Source organism: Hymenobacter oligotrophus (assembly GCF_003574965.1).
Classification (GTDB): Bacteria; Bacteroidota; Bacteroidia; order Cytophagales; family Hymenobacteraceae; genus Solirubrum; species Solirubrum oligotrophum.
This window is the reverse complement of sequence record NZ_CP032317.1, coordinates 892,688-915,714: the sequence shown is the minus strand read 5'-3', so window position 1 is coordinate 915,714 and position 23,027 is coordinate 892,688. Positions and strand designations below refer to the sequence as shown.

The window sequence follows — 23,027 nt, the reverse complement described above, 5'->3', positions numbered from 1 at the left end:
ACCGCCACCAGCACTTGCGGCAACGGCGGGCGGCAAAAATACGCGAAATGCGGCCGGCGTGTCCGCCCTAGGTGCTGCTGCGTATGCAATTCGTTGATGACCACGACCAATACATTCGGCTCGCGCCTTACCACTTTTCTGACGGGCTTTCCGGCGGCACCGCCCTTGCCCGGCGGAGTGGTGGCCTACAACCCTTACCAAGCACCGCCGGCCGCCGAGCTACTGCGCAGCTTTGGGCAGCGCTACTATGCCAATAACCATCCGCGGGTTGCCCTGCTGGGTATCAACCCCGGGCGCTTTGGAGCGGGCACCACCGGCGTGGCCTTTACCGACCCGGCCGCCCTGCAGCTGCATTGCGGCGTGGCCAACTCCCTGCCCCACCGCGCCGAGTTGTCGAGCCAGTTTGTGTACCAATTGGTGGCGGCCCTGGGAGGTGCTGCGGAATTTTACCGGCATTTTTACCTAGGCTCGCTGTATCCGCTGGTTCTGTGCAGGACGGCAAAAATTACAATTACTACGATGCGTCCGCCGTTACATTACAATTACTACGATGCGTCCGCAGTTACCAATGCCTTATGGCCCCACCTGCAGCTGGCGTTTCAGCAGCAATTCGACCTAGGGTTGCGCCGCGACGTGGCCATCAGTTTGGGCCGGCGCAACGGCGAGTATTTTCAGCGACTCAACCAAGAGCTGCAGCTGTTCGAGCGCGTGCTTGTGTTCGACCACCCGCGCTACCTGATGCAATACAAACGCCGCGCGGTGCCTGAGTTTGTGGCCCGGTACGCGGCCGAGCTGGCCGGCTTGATTTAACTGGTTTCTCGCTGAGGTGCGCCGAGACGACCTCCGCGAACCTCAGCGCAACCCTCGGCGCACCTCAGCGAGAACACACTTGTCGATTTAACTTCGCCGCCATGTCCGTCACCGTCCACGACCTCACCCGCGCCCTCGAAGCCTGGGCGCCGCTGCCTTACCAGGAAAGCTACGACAACGCCGGCCTGCAGTGCGGCGACCCGCTTATGTCCGTACAAGGCGTGCTGATTGCCCTCGACTGCACGCCCGCTATCATCGACGAAGCCGTACGCCGGGGCTGCAACGTGGTAGTGGTGCACCACCCCGTTATTTTTCAGCCGCTTAAGCGCCTTACCGGCAGTACTGAAGTTGAGCGCACCATTATGCGGGCCCTGCGCCTCAACGTGGCCGTGTACGCCGCCCACACCAACCTCGACAACGTGCGCCACGGCGTAAGCCGCAGGCTGGGCGAAAAGCTGGGCTTGCACAACCTGCGCGTGCTGGAGCCCAAAACGGGGTTGTTGGCTAAGCTGATAACCTACGTGCCTGCCACCCATACCCAAACCGTGCTGCAGGCCCTGTACGCTGCCGGCGCCGGCCAAATTGGTGACTACCACGACTGCAGCTTTCGCCTCGATGGAATCGGTACCTACACGCCGGGGCCCGGCACCAATCCCTTCGAAGGCACCGTTGGCCAGCCCCAAACCGCCCCCGAGCAGCGCGTGGAAGTGCTCCTGCCCCTGCACTTGCAGCACAAAGCCCTTGGCGCCTTGCGCCAGGCGCATCCCTACGAGGAAGTGGCCTACGAGCTGGTAAAACTCGAAAACCTAAACCAGGACGTGGGCTCCGGCATGGTGGGCGAACTGCCCGAACCCTTGTCGGCTAAGGACTTTTTGCGGCTGCTGCGCGAGCGGCTACAAGTGCCTGTAGTAAAGCACACTGAGTATTCCGGCGTCATTCAAAAAGTGGCCTTGTGCGGCGGAGCGGGTTCTTTTCTGACCAAGAAAGCCGTAGCGGCCGGCGCCCATGCCTACGTTACCGGCGACATCAAGTACCACGAGTTTTTTGCCCCAGAAGGCCGGCTCATGCTCTGCGACGTGGGGCACTACGAAAGCGAGCAGTACACGGGCGAACTGTTTCGAGAATTGCTTACGGAAAAATTTGCGCGTACTTTTGCGGTCTTGTTAGCAGAGACCCCCACGAACCCTGTTCGCTATGATTTCTAACTCCGCTTCGGATATCACCGTAGCCAGCAAACTGGAAGCCCTTCTTAACCTCCAGCGCATCGATTCGCAACTCGATGAGATTCGGCGTGTGCGCGGCGACCTGCCGGAAGAAGTGCGCGACCTGGAAGACGAAATTGCCGGTTACGAGGTGCGCGTGGCCAAATTCGACGAAGAAGTTGCTGCCCTAAACGAGCAGATCAAAGCCCGCAAGCAAGCCGCCAAGGATGCCGAAGTGCTGATTCGCCGCTACGAAGACCAGCAGCAGAACGTTCGCAACAACCGCGAGTACGAGGCCATTGCCAAGGAAATCGAGCTGCAGAAGCTGGAAATTCAGATTTCGGAAAAGAAAGTACGCGAGGCCCAGTACCAGATCGACCAGAAGAACGTCGAAATCGGGGGCACCAAGCAGCGCCTCGAAGAGCGCCGCAAGGACCTTGTAAACAAGCAGGCCGAGCTGCAGGTAATCGTTGGCGAAAGCGAAGCCGATGAGCAAAAGCTCATGACCGAGCGCGACACCGCCGCCCAACCCGTTGAAGACCGTCTGCTGTCGGCTTACAGCCGCATCCGCGGCAACGCCCGCAACGGCTTGGCCGTGGTAATGGTGAAGCGCGATGCGTGCGGCGGTTGCTTTAACACCGTGCCGCCCCAGCGCCAGGCCGACATCATTGCCCACAAAAAAATCATCGTGTGCGAGCACTGCGGCCGTATCTTGGCCGACGTAGAAAGCCGCAACGCCTAGGTTTTTTCCGCGTTTTCAGAAAAAGGAACGACACTGCGTCGTTCCTTTTTTATTAGCGTAATGCGAATAGTTGCCAGGGCAAGGTGGGGTTTGGGCAGGCAAGTGCTGGTGGTGCTTTGCCTCGTAGTCGGCTTGGCTACTAACCCGATTTCGGCCCTAGGTCGTACCTGCTCGGCACGGGCCCGGCAGCAGCAAGACAGCGCCGCACCGCTGCCCGCTACGGCTACAACGCCCATCGCCGGCAGTTCCGATGAGTTATCAGCCACCAGCCGGCGTGCGTACGCCGAGCTGTTTAAGCTGCGAATTCCGGCAGCGCGGAGCATTATCGGCGCCGAGTTGCGCCAGCAACCGCGGCACCCCGGCACCCTGCTCGTGGATGCAGCCATTGGTTTTACCGAATTGGCCGTGAGCCAGGACGGCTCGCGCTACGGGGCCCTTATCGAAGCGCAAAACCGCTGCATTGCGGCGTTGGACAAGCTGCCCCCCACGGCCCTGCGCGACTACGCCCGCGCCGAGGTGCGCCTGCACCAGGCCGCGGCACAAATCATGTTCGAGCACGAGCTGCAAGGCGCCTGGAGCCTGCGGCAGGCTTATTTGCAGGTGCAACAAAACGCCAAACGCTGGCCCGGCCACCTGCCCACCCAAAAAACGCTGGGGCTTTGTCAGTTCCTGATCGGCTCGGTGCCCGAGGGCTACCGGTGGTTTCTCAACCTGCTGGGCTTGCCTGGCAATACCGCCGCCGGCTTGCGGCACCTAGGCAACGCTGCCGAACGCCCCAACGATTTTCAAACGGAGGCCGCAATTTTACGGGGCCTGATTCGGCAAACGTATTACGGCGCCGATGCCGAGGCCGAGGCCCTAACCACCCGCCTGGCCCGCGCCCAGCCCGACAACCTCCTGTTCAGCTACTTGGTAATGTCGGTTCAGAAAAAGCTGCACCACGCCGACCAAGCCTTGGCTGCGTACCGCGCCCGCCCCGTTGGCGCCGCTTACCAACCGGTGCCGTACCTCCACCATATGGCCGCCGACCTACTTCTTTACCAAGGCCAGTACGCCGCTTCTGTACGCGCTAATCAGCAGTTTATCAAGGAGTACCGCGGGGTGCATTACCGTAAGGATGCTTGGTTTAAGATGTATTTGGCGCATTGGCTCGCCGGCAACGCGCCAGCGGCCGAGCAGTGCCGCAGGCAAATTGCCGGCACGGGCGAAACCGTAGTGGAGGAAGACCGTTACGCCCAGCGCTTCGTTGACGACCGCGTACCCCTGAACCCTGTGCTTACCCAAGCGCGCCTGCAACTCGACGGCGGCTACTTTCGGCCGGCGCTGGCCACGTTGCGCGCTTTTCGGGCCGCCGCTGCTACCCCCTTGCGCGACCGGTTAGAGGAACCGTATCGGCGGGCCCGGGCGTACCACGGCTTAGGCCGACTCGATTCGGCTCGCCTTTTTTACACCCGAACCATTGCCCTAAGCGGCACCGCACCCTATTATTTCGCCCCGCAGGCAGCCTTGCAAATGGGCTACCTCAGCCAGCAGGCTGGCCAACTTGCCCAAGCCAAGGCCTACTTTCAGAAAGCCCTAGGTTACCACAAACACGAGTACAAAACCAGCACCGACGCCAAGGCAAAGGTTGCCCTGGCCGGTTTAAAATAAGCGCGCGTTTGCTTGCATGTCGGTTCTTAACATCCCCCCTGCCAAGGCGTTGCGCTGGGCCGCGCGCTACCCGTACTGCGCCTACTTGGTGCCAGCAGCCGACAGCCCTTGCCCCGGCGGACCATTTGCGCAGTTGCTGGCCGTGGGCACCGAAGCCGATGCGGCCGTTGATTCGCTGGCCGAATTGGACGCGTGGATGCAGCAAAACGCCACCGATGCACCGTGCTTTGGTCTGCTTACTTACGATCTGAAAAACGACATCGAGCCGTTGCTGCGCAGCCAACACCCCGACGGTTTGCAGTGGCCCGAGCTGCACTTCTTCCGGCCCAGCAAATGGCTCCGCTGGCACCCCAATGGCACCGTTGAGATGCACGGCTGTACCGAGGCCGACCTGGCGGAAATCGACGAGCAAACGCTTGCGGCGGCGCCGATGGCCATCGTACCACCGTTGCTGCCGCGGCTTAGCCAACCCGATTACCTAGGGGCCGTGCAAGCCGTGCGCGAAGACATCCTGAACGGCGAGGTGTACGAGCTGAACCTTTGTCAGGAATTTTACGCCGAAGGAGTTGCGTTGTCGCCTGTCGATGCTTTTTTGCACTTGCAGCAAGCTTCGCCAACGCCTTTTGCGGGCTTTTACAAATGGCACGACAGGCACCTGCTGTGCGCCTCGCCCGAGCGGTTTTTGCGCCGCGACGGCTCCACGTTGCTCTCCCAACCTATTAAGGGCACGATCCGGCGCGGGCAAACCGCCAAGGCCGACGATGCACAACGGCAGCAGCTGTTGCACGACGAAAAGGAACGAGCCGAAAACCTGATGATCGTGGATTTGGTGCGCAACGACCTGTCGCGGGTAAGCCGGCCCGGCAGCGTGCAAGTGCCCGAGCTGTTTGGGCTGTACCCTTTCCGGCACGTGTGGCAGATGATTTCGACGGTGCAAAGCCAGTTGCAGCCCGGCACTACGCTCGCCGAAGTACTGCGCGCTACTTTTCCGATGGGCTCCATGACGGGCGCCCCCAAAGTGCGGGCCATGCAGCTGATCGAGCAGTACGAGCGCGCCCGCCGTGGCCTCTACAGCGGCAGCATTGGCTACGTATGGCCCAACGGCGACTTCGATTTCAACGTGGTTATCCGCTCGTTGCAATACCGGGCCGATACCGGCTACCTCAGTTTCCAGGTCGGCTCGGCTATCACCTATGACTCCGACCCCCAACGCGAGTACCAAGAATGCCTGTTGAAGGCTCAGGCCATGCTCGAAGTGCTCGAAACGCACATCAGCGCTTAGCCAAGGTTTAGGCATTTGCTAGGTGCGTTCATAAAACAATGAGCTGGCAGCACGCAGGCTCCCCACTCTACGCGTTAGGTTAACCTAGGCCGCTGCCGGATATTTTGCTGAACGCACCTCAGGGCATTGGCCTTGATTAGCAACGATTCCTGTCGACCAAACGCGATTTTGCTGATTCTCGTGCGGCCCTTCATAAACCTGAATGCGTTCAGCACGCAAGCCTAGCGCTTGCTGGGCTCATGATTTTGCTCGACTGCCAAACTGTCATTTTTGGCTGGTAAAGCGTACCTTTGCCATCCTTACGCTGATTTTTCCGAGGCCATGTCTCAACCCATCCTTACGCTTGATTTTCTGGACAAGGCCGCTGCCCCGGCCGCCGAGCAACTGCCTGCCGACGTGCGCGTGAGCGAACCGACGCACACGGGCCGTCAGCGCCGGTTGTACATCGAGAGCTACGGCTGCCAGATGAACTACTCCGACTCCGAAATCGTATCGAGCATCCTCTACGACGAGGGCTTCGACACGACCGCGGAGCTGGCCGAGGCCGATTTGGTACTGCTAAACACCTGCTCCATTCGTGAGAAGGCCGAAATAACCGTACGCCAGCGCCTCAAAGAAATAAACGCGCACAAACGCCGCCGCCCCGGTTTGCTGGTAGGCGTGCTGGGCTGCATGGCCGAGCGCCTGAAAAGCAAGTTTTTGGAAGAAGAGCAGATCGTGGACCTGGTAGTAGGCCCCGATGCGTACCGCGACCTGCCCCGCCTGATCAAAGAAGTTGACGGCGGCCAACGGGCCGTGAATGTGCTGCTGAGCCGCGACGAAACGTACGCCGACATTACGCCCGTGCGCCTGAACTCGAACGGCATCACGGCTTTCATCAGCATCATGCGCGGCTGCGACAACATGTGCTCTTTCTGCGTGGTGCCTTTTACCCGCGGCCGCGAGCGTAGCCGCGACGCTCACAGCGTGGTGCAAGAGGCGCAAGACCTCTTCAACAAAGGCTATAAGGAAGTAACGCTACTGGGCCAAAACGTAGATAGTTACAAGTGGCAATCGGAGGACGGCTCGGAGTTCGTAAACTTCGCCCAACTGCTCGAGCGCGTTGCCTTGGTAAGTCCCGAACTACGCGTGCGTTTCTCTACCTCGCACCCCAAAGACATTACCGACGAGGTGCTGCACACCATGGCCCGCTACGACAACGTGTGCAACTACATTCACTTGCCAGCCCAAAGCGGTAACTCGCGCGTGCTCAAGCTGATGAACCGCACCTACGATCGTGAGTGGTACCTCGACCGCGTGGCTGCCATCCGGCGCATCCTAGGGGTCGACTGCGGCATCTCGACCGACATGATTGCCGGCTTTTGCTCCGAAACCGAGGAAGAGCACCAGGAAACCCTGAGCCTGATGGACCACGTGCAGTACGACATGGCCTACATGTTCTTCTACTCGGAGCGCCCGGGCACGCTGGCCGCGCGTAAAATTGAGGACGACATTCCGCTGGACGTAAAAAAGCGCCGCCTCAGCGAAATCATTGCCCGCCAGCAGCAACACTCGCTTATCCGCAGCCAAATGGCCGTGGGCAAAGTGCACCGCGTGTTGGTTGAGGGCGTTTCGAAGCGCAGCAGTGAGCACCTAAGCGGCCGCAACGACCAGAACAAGGTGGTCATCTTCCCGCGTAAGCACTACAAGCAGGGCGATTACGTGAACGTATTCGTGAGGGAGTGCACTAGCACCACACTGCTTGGCGATGCAGTGGAATAAAACGCCTGCTTCCTCGTCCCGGCGAAGAAAAGAAACTCACCCCGTAGCCTGATGGCTACTTGGCCCTAGGTTCTTTCTTCGCCGGGATGACAGCGTTTTTCAGCTCCGCTCAAAATAATTCTTGCCGCTTTTCGTCTACCACACGAAAACCTACTTCGATTTGACCCCTTCCGAAATACAGAGTATCAAACAACGCTTCGGCATTATCGGCAATGCGTCCACGTTGAACTACGCCATTCAAGTGGCGGCTCAGGTGGCTCCAACCGATATGACGGTGCTGATTACGGGCGAAAGCGGCTCGGGTAAGGAGTCATTTTCCAAGATCATCCATGCCTTGTCGCCGCGCAAGCACGGGCAATTTATTGCCGTAAACTGCGGCGCCATCCCGGAAGGCACAATTGACTCGGAGCTGTTTGGCCACGAAAAAGGCTCGTTTACAGGAGCTTCGGAAGCCCGTAAAGGCTATTTCGAAGTAACCAACGGCGGCACCATTTTCCTCGACGAAATCGGCGAGATGCCCCTGGGCACGCAGGCGCGTTTGCTGCGCGTGCTCGAAAACGGCGAGTTTATTCGCGTGGGCTCTTCCAAAGTGCAGAAGACAGACGTGCGTGTGGTGGCCGCTACCAACGTAAATCTGCTGAACGCCGTGAGCGAAGGGCGTTTTCGCGAAGACCTGTACTACCGCCTGAACACGGTGCCGATTACGGTTCCGCCGCTGCGCGAACGGGGCGACGATATCTACCTGCTGTTCCGCAAGTTCGCCACCGATTTTGCCGAGCGCTACCGCGTGAAGCCCATCACCCTGCTGCCCGAGGCAGTGCAGGAGCTGCAGCGCTTCCGGTTTCCGGGCAACATTCGCCAGCTCAAGAACATAGCCGAGCAGATGTCGGTGCTGGAAATGGACCGCGAGGTAGACGCCCGCCGCCTGCGCCAGTACCTGCCGCAAGAGCAGTCCTCTAGCCTGCCCATGCTCCTAGGTGCCACCGCCGATGGCACTGCCCCGCAGGGGGTATCGGAGCGCGAACTGCTGTACAAGGTGCTGTTTGACATGCGCCGCGACATGACCGACCTGAAGCGGTTGGTGCTGGAAATGGCAGCCGGCTCGGCCCGCGGCGACGCCGGGCAGGCCCAAGAGCTGGTACGCCAAAACAGCCACTTGTTTACGAACCTCAGCGTGGCTCCCTACGACGCCGGTCCGCGCCTAGGTCGGTCGGCCGCCGAGCCCAACGAGTCGTTCATCATCAACGCCCAGCCTGCCGCCGATTTCGACGAAGAAGACGATCTGCAGCGGGTGGAAGACATCACGCACGAAACCGAGGAAGAAAGCTTGTCGCTGGAAGCCAAGGAAAAGGAAATGATTATCAAGGCGTTAAAAAAGCACCACAACAAGCGCAAGTACGCCGCCCAAGACCTTGGCATTTCGGAGCGCACCCTGTACCGCAAACTCAAGCAGTATGATCTGGAGTAAGCTGGCGCGCCTGCGCCGTTTCGGTTTTTTGGTGGGCATGCTACTGGCGCTGCTGCCGCTGGCAGGCTGCGGGGTGTACTCCTTTACTGGCACCAACATCGACCCCTCGGTGAAGACGTTCTCAGTGGGCACCCTGCAAAACAACGCCGCCAACGGCCCCTCCTTTCTGTCGCAACGACTGACGGAAGATTTCAAAGACTACTTCCAGCGCAACACCACGCTCAAACTAGTACCGCGCGACGGCGACTTGCAGTTTGAAGGCCAAGTGGTTGCGTACGATTTCGCGCCGGCGGCCATTCAGAGCACCGACGGGCAAGACCGCGCCGGCATCAACCGGCTTACCATACAGGTGCGGGTGAAGTTTACCAATACCAAAGACCCCAAGCAGGACTTTGAGCAGACGTTTCAGAGCAATGCCGACTTTGCCGCCACCGAGAACGTGACAACCATTGTAAACGACCCCACGGCCAACCGGCGCATCACCGACCGTATCATCACCGACGTGTTCAACAAATCGGTTGCCAACTGGTAAGGCCGCTCGCAGGCGTGCTTTACTGCCCAAATTGCTGTATTGTTGTGGTTCGGATGATCAGTCGAGGCGCCGTCGTGCTGGCACTTGGCTTATCCGCCTCCTGATTAGTAGCCGCTTACCTATTTCTGCACCTAGCCTCATCCAATGAATCGCGCCTCGCTGCTGCACATTCTGGACAACGTAACCGGCATTTCCGAAGCCGAAGTTCGTGAGTTGGAGCAGTTGGCTACGGCTTTTCCGTACTGCCAAACGGCACACCTGCTGTTGGCCAAAGCCGCCCACGACCGCGGCAGCATGCTGGCCGGCCAGCGCCTGCGCCGCGCCGCCACCTACGCCGCCGACCGCGAGTTGCTGCGCTTGCTGATCGAAACTCCAGCTGCATCGGGCCTAGGTGCTGCAGGTACGCCACCTCATTCGGCAGTCAACGAGGTAGCCTTAACGGCTCAAGGCCAAACGGTTGACACCATTGAATCGATGGAGATGGCTGCATCGGAGCCAGTACAGGAGTTACCCGTTGAAACCCTCGTGGCAACTGCGGATACGCTAGCTGCTGATGCTGATGTGGTTGCCGAACCAGCGGCAACGGAGCCGGCCGAAATGCCTGCCGCTGCTACCGAAACCATTGCGAATGAACCAGCACCCGAAGCTGATGCGCAGCCTGCGCAGGCCCTAGGTGAGCCCGCCGAGCTGCCCGTTAGGGAGCTGCCCTCCGCTGAGCCTGCCCAAACGCCGGAAGCAGAAGCAGTTACCGAGAATGTAATTGAGCAGCCATCGCAGGAATCCACAAAAGAAGCTACCTCACTTGGCCAGCAGCCAGCGTTGGTACCCGAGCCTGCCGCCGCCGAAACGTTCGCTGCCCTGCCGACGCTTGCTGATGCGGCTGCCGCGCAGGCCGCGGAAACCGCCCCCGCGCTTGCTGCCGCAACCTTGGGCCTCACCCCATCGGTGCCCGATGAGTTGCCGGCAGTAGCACCGCCCATACGCCCGCCCGCAGAAGCAGGCAGCTCGCGGTTTGAGTTTGGTTTGGCTGAGGCAGGCGAACAAGAGCCAGTGTACCAGTTGCCAGGCGCTAACGACGACGAACCGAAAACCGCCGCCGTTCCGCCCCTGCGCTCCGATGAGCAACTGGGCTACGCCGTTGCGGCCGGCAGCCGGCTCGGCTATGCGCTTACCCTGCGCAACGCCGAGCTAACCCACGACCTGCCCCTTTCGGAAAGCTGGCACCCCGATGCCGTGCACCTGGCTCACGTAGCCGCCCACCGGCCGTCGGTGGCAGCGCTGCCTTCGTCGTTGATGCTCATTGAGCGGTTTTTGCGCAGCCAGCCGCGCATTAAAACCGCAACGGCGCGCCCGCCCGTTACGGCCGAGCCCCAAGCCGACCTCTCGGTGCGCAGCACTAGCGCGCCGCCTAGCTTGGCCTCGGAGAGCTTGGCCAAAATCATGGCGAAACAAGGCAAAACCGCGCGTGCAATCGAGATTTACGAGCAGCTGATGCAACGCCAACCCGAAAAAAAGGCGTATTTTGCCGCTCAAATTGACTTACTGAACCAACAGACGGAATAGATGTACACCGCTATTATCGTACTTGCCCTCATTGTATGCGTGTTGCTGGCCCTGGTGGTGCTGGCCCAAAACTCCAAGGGCGGCGGTTTGGCCGGCGGCTTTTCGGCCGGTGGCACAGCCCAACTAATGGGCGTTAAGCGCACCGGCGACTTGCTGGAGCGCCTCACCTGGGGCTTTGCCATTGCCCTCATCGTGCTGTCACTCAGCTCGCACGCCCTGCTCAGCAACGAATCCACGGGTCCGGTGCGCAGCATCAACCAACAAAAGGCGCTCGAAACCCGCTTGCCTGCTACCCCGCCCACCGCGCCGGCAACTCCGGTACCGGGCGCTCCGGGCGCAGCAGCACCCGCGCAGACAGCCCCGGCCCCGGCTCAGCAGCAACCTGCTCCGGCTCCCGCGCAATAACCCCCGCCCCAGGCCCTGATACCGGCGGCTTTTCGCAGCAGCGAAAAGCCGCCGGTTGTTTTTTACCCGGTTTAGTTGGCTATACTTGCGGCCGCCGCGTATGCCACTACCCTGTCAAGTTTGTCAGATTGGGTGGCAAAACCCGGAAAAAAGTTCCCTAGGTCGATCAATCTGTCAGTTTTTGGCAAGCTGGCACAAGAAGTGTCCTGCCGCTGCCGACTCCCTTGAAGTCGTTTTTCAATTCATCGTACCGTTCAACCAAAACCAGCAGTATGGCTGTTAGCATCAAACCGCTGGCCGACCGAGTGATTATCGCACCGGCCGCCGCCGAAGAAAAAACCAAGTCGGGCATCATCATCCCCGATACGGCCAAAGAAAAGCCGCAGCGCGGCGAAGTGGTGGCCGTAGGCGAAGGCAAAGTGGCCGACAATGGCACCTTGGTTAAGCCGCAGGTATCGGTAGGCGACCAAGTATTGTACGGCAAGTACGCCGGCACCGAGATTACCGTTGATGGTCAGGACTACCTGATCATGCGCGAATCGGACATCCTCGCCATCCTGTAAGTTTCCCCTTTCAGCCCAAAATCGTAGCAAAGCCCTATGGCAGCTAAACTCGTTCAATTCGACATCGAAGGCCGCAACAAGCTGGTAGCCGGCGTAGATAAACTGGCTAACGCCGTTAAAGTAACCCTTGGTCCGAAAGGCCGCAACGTGGTTATCGACAAGAAGTTCGGCGCTCCGAGCATCACCAAAGACGGTGTAACCGTAGCGAAAGAAATCGAGCTGAAGGACCCGATCGAGAACATGGGTGCTCAGCTGGTAAAAGAGGTTGCCTCGAAAACCGCTGACCAAGCCGGCGACGGCACCACCACCGCCACCGTACTGGCCCAGGCCATTTACCGCGCTGGCTTGAAGAACGTAGCCGCCGGTGCCAACCCGATGGACCTGAAGCGTGGCATCGATAAGGCTGTGCTGGCTGTTGTGGCTAACCTGAAGCAGCAATCGAAGAAGATCGAAAACTCTTCGGAAATTGCTCAGGTAGGCACCATTTCGGCTAACAACGACACCGAAATCGGCCAGATGATTGCCAACGCCATGGATAAGGTTGGCAAGGAAGGCGTTATCACGGTTGAAGAAGCTCGCGGCACCGAAACCGAAGTGAAGACGGTGGAAGGCATGCAGTTCGACCGCGGCTACCTGTCGCCGTACTTCGTGACGAATGCTGAGAAAATGGAAGCCGAGCTCGACTCGCCCTTCATCCTCATCTACGACAAGAAAGTAAGCACCATGAAGGAGCTCCTGCCCGTGCTGGAGCAAGTGGTGCAAACCGGCAAGCCCCTGCTGATCATCGCCGAAGACGTTGACGGCGAGGCCCTGGCTACGCTGGTAGTTAACAAGCTGCGCGGCTCGCTGAAAATCGCTGCCGTGAAGGCTCCTGGCTTCGGCGACCGTCGCAAGGCCATGCTCGAGGACATTGCTGCCCTCACCGGCGGCACGGTTATCTCGGAAGAGCGCGGCTACAAGCTCGACAACGCTACGCTGGATTACCTCGGCCAGGCTGAGAAGATCATCGTTGACAAAGACAACACGACCATCGTGAACGGCCGCGGCCGCTCGGAGGACATTCAGGCTCGTGTAGGTCAGATCAAAGCTCAGATCGAGACTACTACCTCGGACTACGACAAAGAGAAACTGCAAGAGCGTCTGGCCAAGCTGTCGGGCGGTGTTGCCATCCTCTACATCGGCGCTTCGACGGAAGTTGAGATGAAGGAGAAGAAAGACCGCGTAGACGACGCCCTGCACGCTACCCGCGCCGCCGTTGAGGAAGGCGTGGTGCCCGGCGGCGGTGTGGCCCTGGTACGCGCGCTGGACTCGCTGGAAGCTGTTGACACCATCAATAGCGACGAGCGCACCGGCGTGAACATCATCCGCACGGCCCTGGAGGCTCCGCTGCGCACCATCGTGGCCAACGCCGGTGGCGAAGGCTCGGTAGTAGTGCAGAAAGTGCGCGACGGCCAAGGCGACTTCGGCTACAACGCCCGCGAAGACCGCTACGAAAACCTGATGGCCGCTGGTATCCTCGACCCGACCAAGGTTACTCGCCTCGCTCTTGAAAACGCTGCTTCTATCGCCGGCCTGCTGCTGACGACCGAGTGCGTGATTTCGGAAGAAGCCGAAGAAGAGAAAGGTGGTGGCGCCGGTGCTGCTGGCATGGGCGGCATGGGTGGCATGGGCGGCATGATGTAAGATCAGGCTGTTAGCTGCTGACTTTTAGCCAACAGCCACCAACCAACAAGCCCCGTCGGCCCTAGGTCGGCGGGGCTTTTGGCTTCCTGGGGACATCGCCTGCAGTACTTTCCGGAGCCAGAGTACGCCAAGTGCAGCACTGTTTGCGGCGGTTACGCTTGCGTGTGATCCGCACTTCAGGCACTTATTACGCCATTAGCAAAAGCAGCGGAGCCGACATACGGGCGTACGGCGGCTCCGAAATGGTACTTTCCTCCATCTATCCTAGGTCGTTGGGAGCTGCTGTGCTGATATCGGATAAGAATTGACCTATGGAGGCACAGCTGACAATGTCACAAAAAAGCCCCGCCGAGAAATTTCGGCGGGGCTTTTCGCTTCGCAAATGATTAGAGCGCGGGCAATTAGCCGCGGCCGTGCATCATGTGGAACAGCTTCTTGGCAATGATGATGAGCAGCAGACCGGCCGCGATAACAAAGCCCGCAATCAGGCCGAACACCGTGAGGGCGCCGAGTTCTTCGACGTACTTGGCGATGTAACCGCCGGCAATCTGGGCCACGAAAGGCGCCAGGAACCACACGCCCATGAGCATGGACGTGAGCGACACCGGCGACAGGCGCGACACCATCGAAAGCCCGATGGGCGACAGGCATAGCTCGCCAATGGTGTGGAAGAAGTAGGTGGCGAGTAGCCAGAGGATGCTGGCTTTGACGGTGGTGTCTTGCACGTCGCCGCCGCGCTCGAGCACCGCACCCACCATGAACAGGAAGCCCGCGCCGAGCAGGATCATGCCGAGGCCCATTTTAACGGGGATGCTCAGGTCGCGGCCCTTGCGGCCCAGTGCCAGCCATACGCCAGCCGTTACGGGCGCGAAGGCCACGATAAAGAGCGGGTTAACCGACTGGAACCACGAAGTCGGAATCAGGAAGCCGAACACCTCGCGGTTGATGTACTTATCGGTGTAGAGCGTGAGCGAAGAACCGGCCTGCTCGAAGCCGGCCCAGAAGAATACCACAAACAGGGTGATGATGAAAATCACGGCCATGCGGTCGGTTTCTTCCTTCGTCAGCGGGGTTTTCTCAACGGTTTTGTTGTCGGCACCTTTGCCCTCGGGGTACAAGCCCACGTCGCCTAGGTACTTTTTGCCAAGCAGGTTAAAGGCCAACTGGCCCAGCATCATGCCAATGCCGGCGGCCAGGAAGCCGTAGCGGAACCCGTAGTTGCTTACTTCCGTCACGCCGTTCACCACGGTTTTGGTGGCGAACAGGTCTTCGGCGAGGTAGCCGCACACCAGCGGAGCAAAGAAGGCACCTACGTTGATGCCCATGTAGAAGATGGTAAAGGCTGCGTCGCGCTTCGGGTCGCCCTGCTGGTAGAGCTTGCCCACGATGGTAGAGATATTCGGTTTGAAGAAGCCGTTGCCCAAAATCAGCAGCAGCAAACCTAGGGCGGTGGGCCAAGGCATGCCAAAAATGGCCGCCTCGGTAGACAAGGCCGGCTGCATAAACAGGCAGAGCTGGGCAATGGCCATGGTTACGCCGCCAATCAGAATGGCGCGGCGCTGGCCTATGTATTTATCGGCGATGTAGCCGCCGATGATGGGCGTGAAGTACACGAAACCCGTGAAGTAGCCGTAAATCAGCGTGGCACTGGCCTCGGAAATGCCCAAGCCGCCCTGCACAACGGTTTTGGTGAGATACAGCACCAGCAAACCACGCATGCCGTAGTAGCTGAAACGCTCCCACATTTCGGTGAAGAACAGCAGGTACAGGCCGGGCGGGTGCTTGGAGCTCGTCGGGGTTGGCGGCGGCGCCTGAGCGGTTGCTACTTGCATGATAGCGTGAGGGAAGAAGGTTGGTGAGGAATGGTAGGGAAAGCAAAAAAGCCCGGCAGCAGCCGTACGGGGCTGGGGGCTTACGGGTAAATCTAACAAATTTTCCCAACTGAACAGCGCCAACCAGCGTAAAAGCGGCCTTCAGAGGCCGTTGCAGCTATTACGCAAACACTACGCCGGCGCTTCGGATTTTCGCCTATTTTTGCTCCATATTCTCCCATTCCCACCTTCTTTTACCTTTTTTCTCTGCGTTTATGATGGAAACCTCTGCTTCCACCGCCGCAATGAACCGCCTCCAGCCGCTGGGCATCAGCCAGGCCAAAGAGGTGTGCCTGAACCTTACCCCCGCCGAATTGGTGGAAGAAGCCCTGAAAAACGGCGAAGGCACCCTGACCGACACGGGCGCGCTGATGGCCGACACGGGCAAGTTTACCGGCCGCTCGCCTAAAGACCGTTTTGTGGTGAAGGACGAGAGCACCGCCGAATCGGTGTGGTGGGGCGACATCAACATTCCGTTTGACGCGCAGAAATTTGATCAGCTGCACGTGAAAATGGTGGCCTACCTGGCCGACAAGAAGATTTACGTGCGCGATGCCTACGCCGGTGCTCACCCCGACTACCAGCTGAAGCTGCGCGTGGTAAACGAGCTGGCTTGGCATAACCTGTTCTGCTACAACATGTTCTTGCGCCCGGAGCAAGGCGCCGACACGAGCTGGACTCCTGATTTCAGCATCATCTGCGCGCCCGGCTTCGAGGCCGACCCAGCCGTTGACGGCACCCGCCAGAGCAACTTCGCCATCCTCAACTTCTCGAAGAAGATGATCCTGATCGGCGGCACGGGCTACGCCGGCGAAATGAAGAAGGGCATTTTTGGCGTACTGAACTACCTACTGCCCCACGAGAAAAACACGCTGGCCATGCACTGCTCGGCCAACGTGGGCCAAGAGGGCGACACAGCCATCTTCTTCGGCCTGTCGGGCACGGGCAAAACCACCCTGTCGGCCGACCCGAACCGTGGCCTCGTGGGCGACGACGAGCACGGCTGGATGCCCGGCAACGCAGGTATCTTCAACTTTGAAGGTGGCTGCTACGCCAAGGTTATCGACCTGAGCCGCGAGAAGGAACCCGAAATTTGGGACGCCATCAAGTTCGGCTCGATCGTGGAGAACACGCGCTTTATCCCCGGCACGCACACCGTGGATTACGCCAACAAGTCGGTAACGGAAAACACCCGCACCGCCTACCCCATCCACTACATCAACAACGCGGTAGAGCCCTCGGTAGCCGGCGTTCCGAAGAACATCTTCTTCCTGACGGCCGACGCCTTTGGCGTAATCCCGCCCATCAGCAAGCTCGATAAGTCGCACGCTATGTACCACTTCATGTCGGGCTACACCGCCAAGGTGGCCGGCACTGAGGTAGGCGTAACCGAGCCGCAAACCACGTTCTCGGCTTGCTTCGGCCAGGTGTTCCTGCCGCTGCACCCCACCAAATACGCCGAGATGCTGGGCCAGAAAATGGAAGAGCACCCCAACGTAAACGTGTGGCTGGTGAACACCGGCTGGTCGGGCGGTTCGTACGGCGTGGGCTCGCGCATGAAGCTGAGCTACACCCGCGCCATGATTACGGCGGCCCTGAACGGCGAACTGAACGACGTGGAGTTTGTGAAGCACCCGATCTTCGGCGTTGAGGTGCCCACCTCGGTGCCGAACGTGCCCACCGAAATCCTCGACCCGCGCAACACCTGGGCCGACAAAGAAGCCTACGACAAAACGGCTGCTTCGCTGGCCGAGAAGTTTGTAGCCAACTTTCAGAAGTTTGCCGACTTCGCCAACGAAGAAATCCTGGCTGGCGCTCCGAAAGTGGAGGCCGTAGCCAATGCCTAACAACCTGAGCGCCTAGGTGCTCAAACAGAAAAAAGCCCCGCCGGCGTTTGCCGGCGGGGCTTTTTGCGTTTTGTTGGTTGCCCTAGGTCGGTTGTCCTAGGCAGGTTCGGGCACTTGGTTTAGGGCCGGCAACCGCTCGGCGTTTTGCGCCAGCCACTGATCGAAGTTCTGCAACGCCGGGTTCAGCTGCCGGGCCACCTCCTCGCGCCGGGTTTGGGCGAAGTGGTCTTCGAATTCCTGATAAAACTGGAACATGTTGCCTAGGTCGTCGGCGCCCGGGAAACCCAGGCCGCGGTACACCTCGGGCGGCACGGCTTGGTAAACCACCTCCTGCCCCAAGGCCTGGCTGAAGCTGCGGGCCATGTCAGCGCCGGTGAGCAGCCCGCCGGTAATGCCGATGGTTTGCCCGATGGCCGTTGGGCCCTGCTTGAAAATACCGTACGCGCAGCGGCCAATGTCCTCGGAGGCAATGCAAGCCATCTTTTTATCGGCCAATGGCAGCGACAGCGCAAGCTTGCCCTCGGCGTTGCGCTGCACGCCCATGCCGAAATAGATGAAGTTTTCCCAGTAAAAGCTGGTGAGCAGCAGCGTGGTGGGCACTCCTAGCTCGCTGAAAAAGCGATTGGCTTCGCCCTTGGCATCGAAGTGCGGCACTTTGTAGTTGCCTTGCAGCGTGGGCATGCGGTTGTCGGAAAGCGGCACCCACTGGCGCGTGTCCTCCAGCGTCGACCAGATAACGTGCTGCACCCCGGCGGCTTTGGTGGCTTCGGCCATGTTGCGCGCCTGTTGCAGCTCGCGCTCCGGCGAGAAATGCTCCCAAAAATTGGTAACACAAAAGGCGCCGTAAGTGCCGGCCAGTGCCCTACCCAAGGTTTGCGGGTCGTGGATGTCGGCCGCGGCCAGCTCGGCACCTAGGCGGGCCAGTTCGCGGGCCTTATCGGAATCGGGGTTGCGCGTGATGGCACGCACCGCAAACCCGCTCTGCGGATCGTTGAGGATGGCACGGGCTAAGCCGCCGCCCTGGGCACCGGTGGCGCCGAATACCGCAATTGTTTTTTTGACTGACATGGGCAAAGTGGCGCATCAAAGCGCGGTAGGTTAAGTAGTTACACACGGCCTAAGCCGAGGCGAAAGTACCCGAAGTCCCAACCAACATCAATCCCCTAATCATGTGATGAGCAGACAAATACAGCTGCACTTTGCCAAGCTACTCTACAAGCAAAAGGCCACCTGCCGCAGCTGCGGCAGGTGGCCTTTGGGCCGAGTGCTACTGGGCACTTAGGGCAAATCGTCGCGGCGTACCTCGGAGTAGCGGTGGTCGTGGCTGTTGCCGTCGAAGTCGTGGCTGCTGCTGGCCGTGGCGGCCGAGCCGAGCTGGCTGCGGTTGGCGGTGCGGGTGCGGTCGTACCCTTCGGGGTACACGGTGCGGTAGCCGTTGCCGCTGGGCTGGCGCTGCTTGCTAATCCAGGTTGCCAGGGCAAGGCCGGCGCCCACGGCCAAGGCGGTTTTCAGCACCGGGCTCTTGCTGGTTACGGCCTGGGTGTAAAAGCTGGTTTCGCGGGTGTGGCCGGGGTAGTTGCCGCGCTCCTCCAGGTTGCCCATGGGCTTGTCGAGGGCGTTTTGGTGCAGGGGGCGCGGCGCGTAGTCGGCCTTCTCCTGCTTCACAAACGCGGTTTCCATAAACTTATCGAGCAGGCGCGGCGTCCATTGCTCCATGCTGATGAAGGCGCGGCCGCCACCGCCTACCACGATGCTGCGCTCAGAGTGCGTGCAAGCGTACAAAATGGCGCGGGCCACCGTTTCGGGGGCGTAAGCGGGCGGGGCGTGCTTGGCTTCGCGCTCCATGTAGTTTTTGGCGTGCACGGGGTACGGCGTATCGATGGCCGCGGGCTGGATAAGCGTAACCGCCACGGGGGCACCGTCCATTTCCAGCTCCATGCGCAGCCCGTCGGTAAAGCCCTTCACGGCGTGCTTGCTAGCCGAGTAAATGGTTTGCAGAATGGCCGTTACATCGGACAATATGCTGCCCACGTTGATGATGGCGCCGCCCTTTTGCTTGAGGTGTTTGGCAGCCTCGAGCGAGCCGTGCACCAGTCCCCAGAAATTCACCTCAAAAAGCTGCCGCATGTCCTCCATGGGTACCTCCTCCACCTTGCCGTAAATGCTTACGCCGGCGTTGTTGATCCAGGTATCGAAGCCGCCGAACGTAGCCAACGCCTTTTCGGCAATGGCGCGGGCGGCCGTCGGCTCGCTTACGTCGATGGCCAGGTAAGTGGCTTCGCCTCCTTCCTGCTGAATTTCGGCTACCAGCCGGCGCAGGGCCTCTTCGCTGCGGGCGGCCAGCACCAGCTTAGCGCCTTTTTTGGCCGCCATGCGAGCCGTAACCAGCCCGATGCCCGACGAAGCGCCCGTTATGACAATGACTTGGTTTTTGAGCTTTTTAAGTTTGGGTGTCATTGGGTGTGGGTTAAAGAATGGGACACAAATTCATCTGTACGCACCCGCCGCGGCTTCGATACAACTAAATGATGCCGCTGCTGAGCCCGCTCGGCTGCGCCGCAACCCACAGCTGCTCAGCAGGCTTTGCCGGCCCAGCCCCTAGGCGCACGCGGGCCGTTATAGAATCCGGCCGATTTATGCGTGCTTTGCAGATTCATTTCATCCTGCTCTTCCCACCCCCATCAGCCCCAATATGCGTTGCCTGCCTGCCTTTGCTTTGTGTTTTTTGTTAAGTCCGCTTCAGGTGCTGGCCTGGGGGGGCGAAGGCCACCGAACCGTCGGAAAAATTGCTGAGCGCTACCTCTCGCGCAAAGCCGAGCGCCAGGTAAAGCAGTTGTTGGGCACCCAAACCCTAGCCGACGTATCGACGTGGGCCGACGAAGTGCGCAACACGCCCGAGTACCGGAGCACCGCCCCCTGGCATTTTGTAAACCTACCCCTGGGTCTGGAGTTTCCGGCTTTCAACCAGCAGCTGAAGGCCAAAACCGAACCCAACGCCTACCAGGCCCTCAACGAAAACATCCGGCTGTTGGCCGATAAAAAACAGCCGCAGGAAAAACGCCTGATTGCCCTAAAGTTTGTGGTGCACATCGTGGGCGACTTGCACCAGCCCATGCACATCAGCCGGGCCGAAGACAAGGGCGGCAACGAAATTCAGCTGCAGTTTCGGGGCGAAGGCACCAACCTGCACCGCCTCTGGGACAGCGGCCTGCTCAACGTGCAGGGCCTGTCGTACCAGCAAATGGCCACCAACCTCGGGCAGCCCGATAAAAAGCAAGCCAAAATTTGGCGGCAAGCCCCCATGGAGCAGTGGTTTTTTCAGTCGTACCAGCTGAGCACCAAGCTCTACGCCGAGGCGTTGCCCGGCACCGTGCTCGACGACCAGTACTACAACACCCGCATCGAGGACGTACGCCTGCGCCTCGGCCAAGCGGGCTTGCGCCTAGCCGAAGTACTGAACAACGCCCTTGATTAACCCGCGCAGCACTTACGCGGCCCTCTGGTAGCGGCTCCATCCTTGCCTTATGCCCCACACGTTTTTTGCACCCGGCCTCAGCGGCGGCAACACCTACACCCTGCCCGAAGACGAAAGCAAGCACGCCGTGCGCGTGTTGCGCCTGCGCGAGGGCGACGCCGTGGAGTTAATTGACGGAGCGGGCAGCATTTACCAGGCCGAGGTGGCCGAGGCCGAAGCCAAACGCTGCCAACTGCGCATTGTGCAGCAGCAGCAAGTGCCCCGCCGCGCCTACCAGGTGCACGTGGCCGTGGCCCCCACCAAAAACCTCGACCGCATGGAGTGGCTAGTGGAAAAGGCGACGGAAGTGGGCATCGATCGGCTTTCGTTTATGCGGTGCGCGCGCTCGGAGCGGCGTGAGCTGAAGCTGGAGCGGCTGGAGCGCATTGCCGTAAGCGCCCTGAAGCAATCGGGCCAGGCGTGGCTGCCGCAACTAGACGAGCTGACCGACTTTGCCACCTTCGTGCACAGCCTCGACCCAGCTACCACGTTTATTGCGCACCTGGCCGAGGGCGAGCGGATTTCGCTGGCGCAGGTGGCCGCGGCCGGCAACCGCTGCTGCATCCTTATCGGGCCCGAGGGCGACTTTACCCCGGAGGAAATTGAGTTGGCCCTAGGTCGGGGCATCCGGCCGGTTACGCTGGGGCACACGCGCCTGCGCACCGAAACGGCTGCTTTGGCGGCGTGCCACACCGTACACGTTGCCCACGAGCTGGCCTAGGCCATTGGGCCGCACGGAACGATCGGCAGGCCAGCTACATTCGTTTAGTACTCCGAAGCAATTCTGCTGCCTATACCTGCCTGCCGTATGAAATCGATTTTCCGCCTTTTGCTTGCGCTGGTGCTGCTGTGGCCCGCCACGGCCGCCGGGCCGTCGTACAGTTTCCAAATTGCGCGCCTGCAGTACGGCGGCGGCGGCGACTGGTACGGCAACAAAACCTCGTTGCCCAACCTCATCCGGTTCTGCAATCAGGTGCTCAAAACCAACATTGCCCCCGAAGAAGCCACCGTGGAGCCCGGCTCGCGCGAACTGCTGCAGTACCCCTTTGTGCACTTAACGGGTCACGGCAACATCGTTTTCACCGATGCCGAGGCCAAAAACCTACGCCGTTACCTAACCGGTGGCGGTTTCCTGCACATCGACGACAACTACGGGCTCGACAAGTACATTCGGCCCGAAATGAAGAAGGTATTTCCGGAGCTCGAGTTTGTTGAGCTGCCTTATTCGCACCCCATCTACCACCAGAAATTCCCATTCCCCAAAGGCTTGCCTAAAATTCACGAGCACGACGGCAAGCGCCCGCAAGGGTTCGGCCTGCTCTACAAAGGCCGCCTGGTGTGCTTCTATTCCTACGAGTGCGACCTAGGCAACGGCTGGGAAGACCCCGAGGTATACAAGGACCCCGTGGAGAAACACGAAGCCGCCCTGCGCATGGGGGCCAACTTATTGGCCTACGCCCTTACGCAAGAGTAACTTACTCTTGCCGCGCCGCCCAACGCGAAGGGCCGCCTCCGGTGGGGGCGGCCCTTCGCGTTGGGCGGCGCGGGGTTTAGTCGAAGCGGCGCTGCAGCACCTCGGCCATTACAAAGGCGGCGCGCAAATCGGCGGGGTTGCGCAGGCGAGCGGCTATGTCGGCGGCGGCGGTGGGCGGCGCAACCCGGCGGCCTTCGCGCGCCCAGTAATCGTTGGGTGCGGCGGCAGCAGGCCTCGGCAACGAGGCCGCCCGGCGCGGTACGGCCACGGGCACCTCGAGGCTGCGCGCTGCGCGCACGGTAGCCGGTTCCTCAAGGCTTCGCGATGAGGACTGCGGCGCTTCGAGGGTGCGAGCCGCTGGTGCCCGTTGCTCGGCGCTTGTTGCGGCTGGGCTAGCCGGCGTGGGCAAGCCGGCGGCAGGAGCCGTTGGCAGGTTTTGCCGCTTCATTTGCTGCAAGAGCTCCTCGAAAGAAGGCGCGCCGGGCGGGCGCACAACCGGCCGCGCGGTGGGCCGGGCGTCTGGGGCAGGCAGTTTGCGTTCCTGGGCTTCACGCCGCGCGGTATCCTGGGCCTTGCGCCACATGCGCACCACAAATACTACTAACCCGAGCAGAATCAGCAGTAGGGTTTGCAGTTTTTCGAACATGGCGGTGCGAATGA

Annotated in this window: 21 protein-coding genes; 17 read left to right on the top strand and 4 right to left on the bottom strand. The window is 60.3% G+C overall.

From position 1 onward, the window contains the following. Window positions 1–96 precede the first annotated feature (96 nt). The 13 genes from D3Y59_RS03845 (at window position 97) to D3Y59_RS18175 (ending at window position 13,969) form a co-directional block, all read left to right on the top strand. Window positions 97–810 carry a uracil-DNA glycosylase family protein gene (locus D3Y59_RS03845; RefSeq protein ID WP_119443855.1) on the top strand — a complete coding sequence of 238 codons (714 nt, stop codon included), beginning with the start codon at window positions 97–99 and terminating at the stop codon, window positions 808–810. 101 nt (window positions 811–911) lie between these two features. Continuing rightward, on the top strand, window positions 912–2,015 hold the full coding sequence (locus D3Y59_RS03840) for a Nif3-like dinuclear metal center hexameric protein (protein ID WP_119443854.1): 1,104 nt from the start codon (window positions 912–914) through the stop codon (window positions 2,013–2,015). Beyond that, window positions 2,005–2,754: a zinc ribbon domain-containing protein gene (locus D3Y59_RS03835; RefSeq protein WP_119443853.1), complete on the top strand. Its 750-nt coding sequence runs from the start codon at window positions 2,005–2,007 to the stop codon at window positions 2,752–2,754. The genes D3Y59_RS03840 and D3Y59_RS03835 overlap by 11 nt, the downstream gene beginning before the upstream one ends. Window positions 2,755–2,886: 132 nt before the next feature. Next, window positions 2,887–4,404 (top strand): tetratricopeptide repeat protein, encoded by a 1,518-nt coding sequence (locus D3Y59_RS03830; protein ID WP_162910524.1) that lies wholly within the window; start codon window positions 2,887–2,889, stop codon window positions 4,402–4,404. Between the two features lie 16 nt (window positions 4,405–4,420). Continuing rightward, window positions 4,421–5,686, top strand: coding sequence for an aminodeoxychorismate synthase component I (pabB, locus tag D3Y59_RS03825; protein WP_119443851.1), 1,266 nt, complete (start codon window positions 4,421–4,423; stop codon window positions 5,684–5,686). Window positions 5,687–6,007: 321 nt separating this feature from the next. Beyond that, window positions 6,008–7,447 carry a tRNA (N6-isopentenyl adenosine(37)-C2)-methylthiotransferase MiaB gene (gene miaB / locus D3Y59_RS03820; protein ID WP_119443850.1) on the top strand — a complete coding sequence of 480 codons (1,440 nt, stop codon included), beginning with the start codon at window positions 6,008–6,010 and terminating at the stop codon, window positions 7,445–7,447. A 160-nt stretch (window positions 7,448–7,607) separates the two neighbouring features. Continuing rightward, on the top strand, window positions 7,608–8,915 hold the full coding sequence (locus D3Y59_RS03815; protein WP_119446306.1) for a sigma-54 interaction domain-containing protein: 1,308 nt from the start codon (window positions 7,608–7,610) through the stop codon (window positions 8,913–8,915). After that, window positions 8,902–9,447, top strand: coding sequence for an LptE family protein (locus D3Y59_RS03810; RefSeq protein ID WP_240410509.1), 546 nt, complete (start codon window positions 8,902–8,904; stop codon window positions 9,445–9,447). Before D3Y59_RS03815 ends, D3Y59_RS03810 begins: the two co-directional genes overlap by 14 nt. 144 nt (window positions 9,448–9,591) lie before the next feature. Next, window positions 9,592–11,010 carry a hypothetical protein gene (locus D3Y59_RS03805; protein ID WP_119443849.1) on the top strand — a complete coding sequence of 473 codons (1,419 nt, stop codon included), beginning with the start codon at window positions 9,592–9,594 and terminating at the stop codon, window positions 11,008–11,010. After that, window positions 11,011–11,415, top strand: coding sequence for a preprotein translocase subunit SecG (gene secG, locus D3Y59_RS03800; protein ID WP_119443848.1), 405 nt, complete (start codon window positions 11,011–11,013; stop codon window positions 11,413–11,415). Window positions 11,416–11,687: 272 nt separating this feature from the next. Continuing rightward, complete coding sequence (gene groES / locus D3Y59_RS03795) at window positions 11,688–11,978, top strand: co-chaperone GroES (protein WP_119443847.1); 291 nt, start codon at window positions 11,688–11,690, stop codon at window positions 11,976–11,978. 36 nt (window positions 11,979–12,014) lie between these two features. Then, on the top strand, window positions 12,015–13,661 hold the full coding sequence (gene groL, locus D3Y59_RS03790) for a chaperonin GroEL (RefSeq protein WP_119443846.1): 1,647 nt from the start codon (window positions 12,015–12,017) through the stop codon (window positions 13,659–13,661). 164 nt (window positions 13,662–13,825) lie between these two features. Further along, window positions 13,826–13,969 carry a hypothetical protein gene (locus D3Y59_RS18175; RefSeq protein ID WP_162910523.1) on the top strand — a complete coding sequence of 48 codons (144 nt, stop codon included), beginning with the start codon at window positions 13,826–13,828 and terminating at the stop codon, window positions 13,967–13,969. A gap of 93 nt (window positions 13,970–14,062) precedes the next feature. Here the strand turns inward: D3Y59_RS18175 and D3Y59_RS03785 are convergent, their stop codons facing one another. Beyond that, entirely contained in the window at window positions 14,063–15,493 is a 1,431-nt protein-coding gene (locus D3Y59_RS03785; RefSeq protein ID WP_059070614.1) for a peptide MFS transporter, read from the bottom strand. Between the two features lie 284 nt (window positions 15,494–15,777). On the opposite strand from D3Y59_RS03785, the gene pckA reads away from it, so the two are divergent. Continuing rightward, window positions 15,778–17,379: a phosphoenolpyruvate carboxykinase (ATP) gene (gene pckA, locus D3Y59_RS03780; RefSeq protein WP_240410507.1), complete on the top strand. Its 1,602-nt coding sequence runs from the start codon at window positions 15,778–15,780 to the stop codon at window positions 17,377–17,379. Between the two features lie 96 nt (window positions 17,380–17,475). Here the strand turns inward: pckA and D3Y59_RS03775 are convergent, their stop codons facing one another. Both D3Y59_RS03775 and D3Y59_RS03770 read right to left on the bottom strand, forming a co-directional pair. Next, on the bottom strand, window positions 17,476–18,447 hold the full coding sequence (locus tag D3Y59_RS03775; protein WP_119443844.1) for an NmrA/HSCARG family protein: 972 nt from the start codon (window positions 18,445–18,447) through the stop codon (window positions 17,476–17,478). A 210-nt stretch (window positions 18,448–18,657) separates the two neighbouring features. Beyond that, on the bottom strand, window positions 18,658–19,836 hold the full coding sequence (locus D3Y59_RS03770) for an SDR family oxidoreductase (protein ID WP_119443843.1): 1,179 nt from the start codon (window positions 19,834–19,836) through the stop codon (window positions 18,658–18,660). A 268-nt stretch (window positions 19,837–20,104) separates the two neighbouring features. On the opposite strand from D3Y59_RS03770, the gene D3Y59_RS03765 reads away from it, so the two are divergent. From D3Y59_RS03765 to D3Y59_RS03755, 3 genes are all read left to right on the top strand, one after another. Further along, on the top strand, window positions 20,105–20,854 hold the full coding sequence (locus D3Y59_RS03765; RefSeq protein ID WP_162910522.1) for a S1/P1 nuclease: 750 nt from the start codon (window positions 20,105–20,107) through the stop codon (window positions 20,852–20,854). A gap of 49 nt (window positions 20,855–20,903) precedes the next feature. Next, the gene (locus tag D3Y59_RS03760; RefSeq protein ID WP_119443841.1) at window positions 20,904–21,614 is read left to right on the top strand and encodes a 16S rRNA (uracil(1498)-N(3))-methyltransferase; all 711 of its coding nucleotides are present in this window, start codon (window positions 20,904–20,906) and stop codon (window positions 21,612–21,614) included. 87 nt (window positions 21,615–21,701) lie between these two features. Beyond that, the gene (locus D3Y59_RS03755) at window positions 21,702–22,367 is read left to right on the top strand and encodes a DUF4159 domain-containing protein (RefSeq protein ID WP_119443840.1); all 666 of its coding nucleotides are present in this window, start codon (window positions 21,702–21,704) and stop codon (window positions 22,365–22,367) included. 76 nt (window positions 22,368–22,443) lie between these two features. On the opposite strand, the gene D3Y59_RS03750 is transcribed toward D3Y59_RS03755, so the two are convergent. Continuing rightward, window positions 22,444–23,013, bottom strand: a complete 570-nt coding sequence (locus tag D3Y59_RS03750) for a hypothetical protein (RefSeq protein ID WP_119443839.1) — start codon at window positions 23,011–23,013, stop codon at window positions 22,444–22,446. Between the last annotated feature and the right edge of the window lie 14 nt (window positions 23,014–23,027).